The organism is Moorena sp. SIO1F2 (genome assembly GCF_010672755.1).
GTDB lineage: Bacteria > Cyanobacteriota > Cyanobacteriia > Cyanobacteriales > Coleofasciculaceae > Moorena.
This window is the reverse complement of record NZ_JAAHFV010000392.1, coordinates 1-5,645: the sequence shown is the minus strand read 5'-3', so window position 1 is coordinate 5,645 and position 5,645 is coordinate 1. Positions and strand designations below refer to the sequence as shown.

Genomic DNA, 5,645 nt, shown 5'->3' with positions numbered 1-5,645 from the left:
CAGCCCAGGTGGGGTCGCAATTTGGCTCGAAGTTGGTTAATCTGTTCCATGAGGGTTTGTGGTCTTTGTGGTAATTTCCATCAAACCCTCTCCCTGGCACTTTTTGCAACTTTTGTCCTGTACTGAGCGCAACATGTTTAAAATGGGTTCAAAAAGTCTATCCTTTGTGAATAATAGCCTCACTGCTGCCCAATCTAACCCCAAAATTCTACCTGCTAGCTTTGACCTAGACGAGTTTGTACGGGACTATCAGCTCGCTGTGACTCTGACCGATGTCTTATTCCAACTGCGACAGTTAACTGAAAAGGTGGATGATACCTTAATGGCAGTCAGCTCTGAAGCGATGAACAGCAGTCTACAAGTCTATGATTACATCAAGACGGCTGCGAAAAGGACTCCCGGTCTAAAAACCATTGCCGAGAGTTTAGGGAAACGCTTTAAAAAAGTTAATCGTAATAAGTCTGCTAAAGCCAATTCTCAGGCTTAGGTTCCAACAAGGCTTTCGGTCGAAGTTCTGAGCTTCCTGGACGAGCCTCTGAGCTTCGTGGACGAGCCTCTGAGCTTCCTGGACGAGCCTCTGAGCTTCCTGGACGAGCCTCTGAGCTTCGTTGATATCCCCTAAATCCATAATCAGGACTTACAGACCAAGACCCTTGAACCCGTTTATCCTGATCCATCAAAAGCTGACATCGGTATCATTACGGTCAATAACCCGCTTGGCAGATTCATCCTGATTATGTTGCTCGATCCTGTGCTAGGCATGATCCATAACATGATCCATAGTTAGTATGGATCATCAAATGAAGTACCGACATTTGCTTCTAGCCACTTAGCGATCGCGTAGCGTGACGTTCCGTCAATCGCATTTTGGCTTTCTTGGTCTGTTCCTAACCTTTCCATCATTACCACAACATCCATTTATGGGACATCTAGAGAATATCCATTTACTTCAAGGAAAGTTGCCATCACTGGGAAAGCGACCCTTTTATTGCCATCTATAAACGGATGGTTTTTTGCCAAACCATATCCATAGGCTGCTGCTAAATCAAATAAGGTTGGTTGACCATATGCAAATAGATGTCTAGGTCTGGCTAAACTAGCCGATAGCAGATTTTCGTCCCGAATTCCTGGACTTCCCCCATGTTGTGCAATTTGATCACTATGAATAGCTCTGGCTATAGCTTCCGATCTCCACAGCGGTTCCCTCACTTAGCCAGCTCCCTCAACGCATTTTCATACCTCTTGCTGACTTTCTGATAAGCTGCCATTACCGTTTCAAACTCAGGGTCTTTTGTGGTGATTTCAACACCATCAGCGGTTTCTGTGATAAATACAGTATCTCCTTGGCCTTTCGGCCACGCTACGCGAACACCAACATTAAGCTGTTGTAGGATCTCGTCAGGTAGGGTTATCCCTAAGGAATTACCAATCTTATTAATTTTGAGCTTGTACATAGTGTAAAGGGGGCGTTGCTGAATTAAGGAATTAATAGGAGTCGGGTGGGCATCCTACCTGCCGGAAAATTGTAACGGGCAAGATGCCCATTCCACCAAGATACCCGTTCTACAGCTATCGGTCACTCCCGATTCCCCATTCCCCATTCCCGACTCCCGATTCCCGACTCCCTACTCCCTACTCCCTACGGATCTATAATAATAGATAAACCAAACAACAACTACCAATAACATGCTGGATTGGTTAGCACTTTGGGGACTTTCTAGTGCCGGTGGCTATCTTGCCAAAGAAGTGATCGGTCCCTTGGCCAAAGACGCTCTAGAAGACTACACTAAAGATTTTTTCAAAGAATCTATCAAAGATTATACCGGACTATCGGATCAAGATACCCAGAAAAAACTCTTGCTTAAAGCCTTAAAAGCTTTTGTGGCTTTAGTGGAAAAGGAATTAAAAATTGCTGACCTATCTAAGCAAGAGGTCAAACAATATACTAAACCCCTCAAGCAGTATATTAATAACCAATCCATTAAAGCTATCCTGGGAAGTGGGTTTAACTATGGCTGTAAAGAAATAGATACCGAAACATTAGCCAAGACTTGGGTTGAGCTGAAGTTATTACCATTACCGGAAGAATTTCGTTGGAAGTATATTGGTAGACAATATCTCAAGCAAGTACAAACTATCATTAAGCAATCGGATAAGTTACGGCCTATCCGCAATTTCGAAAATATTGAAGCGATCGCCAAAAACACTGAAGCTACAGCAGGCATTATCCCAGACTTTGACTTAAGGGAATATCAAGAAGCAATCCTAGAAAGCTATGGTAATGTTAAATTAGATAGTTTAGATACCGATGGCTCTGCCTATAATCAACTAAAACTCTGGAATATATTTATCCCCCAAAATGTGCGAGAGGTTCATGACTTGATGCCAGAGGCGATTCATGAACTGCCTAAAGATTATTATCAAAAACTGCGAGAGAGTGGTCAACTAGAACAGGAAATTGACCAAAAGGAGCTGGAAAAAGCTAAAAAGCTTTATTATCAACAGCCAATTAAATCGGTATTGGATGTGATCAAGGACTCTCAAAGCTATCGGTATTTGGTGGTTTTAGGAGACCCAGGCTCTGGTAAATCTACCTTGCTGCAATATTTAGCATTGGAGTGGGCAAGAACAGATATAACTACTGCCTTTTCTCTACCAATTCCCTTACTGATTGAATTACGCACCTATATCCGGAATCGCGATAGTGGACAGTGTAATAACTTTTTGGAATTCTGTCATCAAAGCAGTGGCTCGATCTGTCATCTCAATCAACATCAAATTCATGACCAGTTAAAAGCTGGTAATGCCTTAGTGATGTTTGATGGCTTAGATGAAGTGTTTGATTTAGGGAAACGAGAAGATGTTATTACGGATATTCATCGCTTTACCAATACCTATCCCAAGGTAAGAGTAATTGTGACATCTCGCGTCATTGGTTATAAACCCCAACGGCTACGGGATGCTGAATTTTGTCATGTTATGCTCCAAGACTTGGAGTCGGAACAAATTCAAACCTTTATCGAGCACTGGCATGATTTAACTTTTACGGATCAAGCCGATAAAGTTAGGAAACGGGAGCGCTTACAAAAAGCAATAGACACATCCTCCCCCATTCGACAACTGGCGCAAAATCCCCTATTACTAACCATGATGGCAATCCTGAATCGCAATCAAGAATTGCCTCGTGACCGTTCTGAACTCTATAACCAATCCTCTCGATTACTGCTCCATCAATGGGATTATGATTATGACCCTTATGGAAATGAGGCAAAGTTAGTCCGTGATATTCGCATTAAAGCTGTAGTAGCAGTAGCCACCCATTGGCAAGACCACCCAGATACCTTGCCCCTACTTCAAGAATTGGCTGGCTCTGATACTGATCTAGATCTGCGAGTTACAGCAATTAAACAGTTAGCTCAAGGTTACAAAGACCACCCAGATGCCTTCGCCACACTTCAAGAATTGGCTCGCTCTGATACTGATTCGTGGGTGCGGAGTACAGCAATTGAACAGTTAGCTCAAGGTTACAAAGACCACCCAGATGCCTTCGCCACACTTCAACAATCGGCTCGCTCTGATACTGATCTAGATTTGCGAGTTACAGCAATTAAACAATTAGCTCAAGGTTACAAAGACCACCCAGATGCCTTCGCCACACTTCAACAATTGGCTTGCTCCGATATTTATGTGTTAGTGCGACGTACAGCAATTGAACAGTTAGCTCAAGGTTACCAAGACCACCGAGATACCTTCGCCCTACTTCAACAATCGGCTCGCTCTAATACTGATTCGCGGGTGCGAGCTACAGCAATTGAACAGTTAGCTCAAGGTTACCAAGACCACCCAGATACCTTCGCCCTACTTCAACAATCGGCTCGCTCTGATCCTGATTCGCGGGTGCGACGTACAGCAATTGAACAGTTAGCTCAATGTTACCAAGACCACCGAGATACTTTACCTCTACTTCAACAATCGGCTCGCTCTGATACTAATTGGGAGTTGCGAATTACAGCAATTGAACAGTTAGCTCAAGGTTACCAAGACCACCGAGATACTTTACCTCTACTTCAAGCATCGGTTCGCTCTGATACTGATTCGTGGGTACGAATTACAGCAATTGAACAGTTAGCTCAAGGTTACCAAGACCACCGAGATACCTTCGCCCTACTTCAACAATCGGCTCGCTTTGATACTGATTCGGATGTGCGAGTTACAGCAATTGAACAGTTAGCTCAAGGTTGGCACGATCGCGTAGCGTGGCCTACGGCCAATCAGCCTTGGTTATTTGAATTTTTATGCGATCGCATTCTCCATGACCCCTTTGAGCGTAAGGAACGCTGGGATGACAATCCTCGACAAGCAGCCCTTAAGGCCATCCTCGAATATTATCCTAACCATTTTCAAACCCGATCCTTATTGCAGGATAGAGCAGACCATGACTCCGATCCTAAACTGCGGAAGTTTGCTCAGAAGGAATTAGTCAAATTATCGAGCTTTTCATCGTAATCAAGTATATAGCAATTATCATAGCTATAAAAATTGCTATACATAATAAAACAATTAACCAAAATACCTATGAAAGCAATTCTATACACAAAATACGGATCACCCGATGTTCTTCAGCTCAAAGAAATAGAAAAACCCATCCCTAAGGAGGATGAAGTATTAGTAAAAATTCATAGCGCATCCGCCAATGCAGGTGACTGGCATTTACTAAGAGGAGAACCCTTCTTGATCCGCCTCATGGGCTTTGGACTCCTAAAACCAAAAAACCAGATACTGGGAGCAGACATAGCAGGGCGGGTTGAAGCCATTGGCAAAAACGTAAAGCAGTTTCAGCCAGGTGATGAAGTATTCGGGAACCTATCCGACCATGGTTTCGGGGGTTTTGCCGAGTATGTATGTGCCAGGGAAAGTGCATTAGTCTTGAAACCCGCCAGTATCACCTTCGAGGAAGTGGCAGCAGTACCGGCAGCAGCACTCACCGCCCTGCAAGGTCTTCGGGACCAAGGGCAGATTCAGTCAGGGCAAAAGGTTTTGATTAACGGTGCCTCTGGTGGTGTCGGTACCTTTGCCGTGCAGATTGCCAAATCCTTCGGGGCCGAAGTGACTGGGGTGTGCAGCACCAGGAATTTAGACATGGTGCGCTCCATTGGTGCAGACCATGTGATTGATTACACTCAAGAAGATGTCACCAAAAATGGTCAGCATTATGACCTAATTCTTGATGCTGCGGCCTATCGTTCCATTTTGGATTACAAGAATATATTAACTCCCAACGGAATTTATGTCTTCGTCGGAGGTTCCACAGCTCAACTTTTCCAACTTATGTTCCTAGGACCATGGATTTCCATGACCGGAAGTAATAAAATTGTGTCCCTGTTTATGGAACCAAACAACAAGGATTTGGTGTTTATCAAAGAGCTTATTGAAACTGGCAAAATAGCACCTGTTATCGATAGACGATACAGCTTACGTGAAGTGCCTGAAGCTATCAGATATCTTGAACAAGGACACGCGAGAGGTAAAGTAGTAATAACGTTGGAAGAGTAGGGAGTAGGGAGTAGGGAGTAGGGAGTAGGGAGTAGGGAGTAGGGAGTAGGGAGTAGGGAGTAGGGAGTAGGGAGTAGGGAGTAGGGAGTAGG

Annotated in this window: 8 protein-coding genes; 4 read left to right on the top strand and 4 right to left on the bottom strand. The window is 44.1% G+C overall.

Features of this window, described 5'->3' with window-relative positions; genetic code table 11:
- Positions 1-142: 142 nt before the first annotated feature.
- Entirely contained in the window at positions 143-487 is a 345-nt protein-coding gene (locus F6J94_RS29105; protein ID WP_293046770.1) for a hypothetical protein, read from the top strand.
- Here the strand turns inward: F6J94_RS29105 and F6J94_RS29100 are convergent.
- From F6J94_RS29100 to F6J94_RS29085, 4 genes are all read right to left on the bottom strand, one after another.
- A complete protein-coding gene (locus F6J94_RS29100) occupies positions 465-677 on the bottom strand; it encodes a hypothetical protein (RefSeq protein ID WP_293046769.1) in 213 nt (70 codons plus the stop codon). The two genes, F6J94_RS29105 and F6J94_RS29100, sit on opposite strands and share 23 nt — an antisense overlap.
- Positions 678-783: 106 nt before the next feature.
- Positions 784-918 (bottom strand): hypothetical protein, encoded by a 135-nt coding sequence (locus F6J94_RS29095; protein ID WP_293046768.1) that lies wholly within the window; start codon positions 916-918, stop codon positions 784-786.
- A complete protein-coding gene (locus tag F6J94_RS29090) occupies positions 919-1,209 on the bottom strand; it encodes a type II toxin-antitoxin system death-on-curing family toxin (protein ID WP_293046767.1) in 291 nt (96 codons plus the stop codon).
- A complete protein-coding gene (locus F6J94_RS29085) occupies positions 1,206-1,454 on the bottom strand; it encodes an AbrB/MazE/SpoVT family DNA-binding domain-containing protein (protein WP_293046766.1) in 249 nt (82 codons plus the stop codon). Before F6J94_RS29085 ends, F6J94_RS29090 begins: the two co-directional genes overlap by 4 nt.
- A gap of 83 nt (positions 1,455-1,537) precedes the next feature.
- Between F6J94_RS29085 and F6J94_RS29080 the strand changes: the two genes are divergently transcribed.
- From F6J94_RS29080 to F6J94_RS29070, 3 genes are all read left to right on the top strand, one after another.
- Positions 1,538-1,663, top strand: coding sequence for a hypothetical protein (locus F6J94_RS29080; RefSeq protein WP_293046765.1), 126 nt, complete (start codon positions 1,538-1,540; stop codon positions 1,661-1,663).
- A gap of 23 nt (positions 1,664-1,686) precedes the next feature.
- Positions 1,687-4,506 (top strand): NACHT domain-containing NTPase, encoded by a 2,820-nt coding sequence (locus F6J94_RS29075; protein WP_293046764.1) that lies wholly within the window; start codon positions 1,687-1,689, stop codon positions 4,504-4,506.
- A gap of 69 nt (positions 4,507-4,575) precedes the next feature.
- Positions 4,576-5,553, top strand: a complete 978-nt coding sequence (locus tag F6J94_RS29070; RefSeq protein WP_293046763.1) for an NAD(P)-dependent alcohol dehydrogenase — start codon at positions 4,576-4,578, stop codon at positions 5,551-5,553.
- Positions 5,554-5,645: the final 92 nt, after the last annotated feature.